This is a genomic window from Streptomyces sp. NPDC060209 (assembly GCF_042728155.1).
Lineage (GTDB): Bacteria > Actinomycetota > Actinomycetes > Streptomycetales > Streptomycetaceae > Streptomyces.
In genome coordinates, this window is record NZ_JBHWZS010000576.1 from 1 (window position 1) to 1,465 (window position 1,465).

General features: G+C 72.8%; 1 protein-coding gene. It reads right to left on the reverse strand.

What is annotated here, in order from left to right; translation table 11 throughout:
- Nucleotides 1-57: 57 nt before the first annotated feature.
- On the reverse strand, nucleotides 58-1,465 hold a 1,408-nt coding region (gene sucB, locus ACFWFI_RS42660; RefSeq protein ID WP_387401354.1), incomplete at its 5' end, for a 2-oxoglutarate dehydrogenase, E2 component, dihydrolipoamide succinyltransferase.

Genomic DNA, 1,465 nt, shown 5'->3' on the forward strand with positions numbered 1-1,465 from the left:
GTCCGGAAGTGTTCCGGACGGGGGCGCCGCTGGTGAGGCTGGTTACAGCTGTACGGCTCAGAGGCCGAGCTCGACCTCGAACTCGCCCGCCTCGAGGATCGCCTTGACCGTGGTCAGGTAGCGGGCGGCGTCCGCGCCGTCCACCAGACGGTGGTCGTAGGAGAGCGAGAGGTAGGTCATGTCGCGGACGCCGATGACGGTGCCCTCAGCGGTCTCGATGACCGCCGGACGCTTGACGGTGGCACCGATGCCCAGGATGGCTGCCTGGTTCGGCGGCACGATGACCGTGTCGAACAGCGCACCGCGCGAGCCGGTGTTGCTGACGGTGAAGGTCGCACCGGACATGTCGTCCGGGGTGAGGCCACCACCGCGGGCCTTGCCGGCCAGCTCGGCGGTCTTCTTCGCGATACCGGCGATGTTCAGGTCGCCCGCACCCTTGATGACCGGGGTCATCAGACCCTTCTCGGCGTCAACGGCGATGCCGATGTTCTCCGAGTCGAAGTACGTGATGGTGCCCTCGTCCTCGTTGATCCGGGCGTTGACGACCGGGTGGGCCTTCAGCGCCTGGGCCGCCGCCTTCACGAAGAACGGCATCGGGGACAGCTTGACGCCCTCACGGGCGGCGAAGGACTCCTTCGCCTGGTTGCGCAGCTTCATCAGCTTGGTGATGTCGACCTCGAGGACCGAGGTCAGCTGGGCCTGCGAGTGCAGCGCCTTCATCATGTTGTCGCCGATGACCTTGCGCATGCGGGTCATCTTGACCGTCTGACCGCGCAGCGGGGACGCCTCGAGCTTCGGCGCGGCCTTGGCCGCGGGAGCGGCGGCGGCCGGAGCCGGAGCGGCAGCGGCGGCCTTGGCGGCCTCCGCGGCGGCCACGACGTCCTGCTTGCGGATGCGGCCACCGACGCCGGTGCCCTTGACCGCGCCCAGGTCGACGCCGTTCTCGGCGGCGAGCTTGCGGACCAGCGGCGTGACGTACGCGCCGTCGTCACCCGCGGGCGCGGCCGGAGCGGCCGGAGCCGGAGCGGCGGCGGCCGGTGCCGGAGCAGCCGGGGCGGGAGCCGGGGCGGCAGGGGCGGCCGGAGCCGGAGCCGGAGCAGCCGGAGCGGCGGGCGCGGCCGGTGCCTCCGGGGCGGGAGCCGGAGCAGCAGGGGCGGCGGGAGCCGGAGCCGGAGCAGCGGCGGGGGCCGGGGCGGCCTCTGCCGGAGCGGCGGCCGGTGCGGCACCCGGAGCGCCGATGACGGCGAGCTTGGCGCCGACCTCGGCGGTCTCGTCCTCACCGACGACGATCTCCAGCAGGACGCCGGCGACCGGGGCGGGGATCTCGGTGTCGACCTTGTCCGTGGAGACCTCGAGCAGGGGCTCGTCCTCCGCGACCTCGTCGCCGACCTCCTTCAGCCAGCGGGTGACGGTGCCCTCGGTGACGCTCTCGCCGAGCGCGGGGAGGGTGACGTCGGTGCCGGAG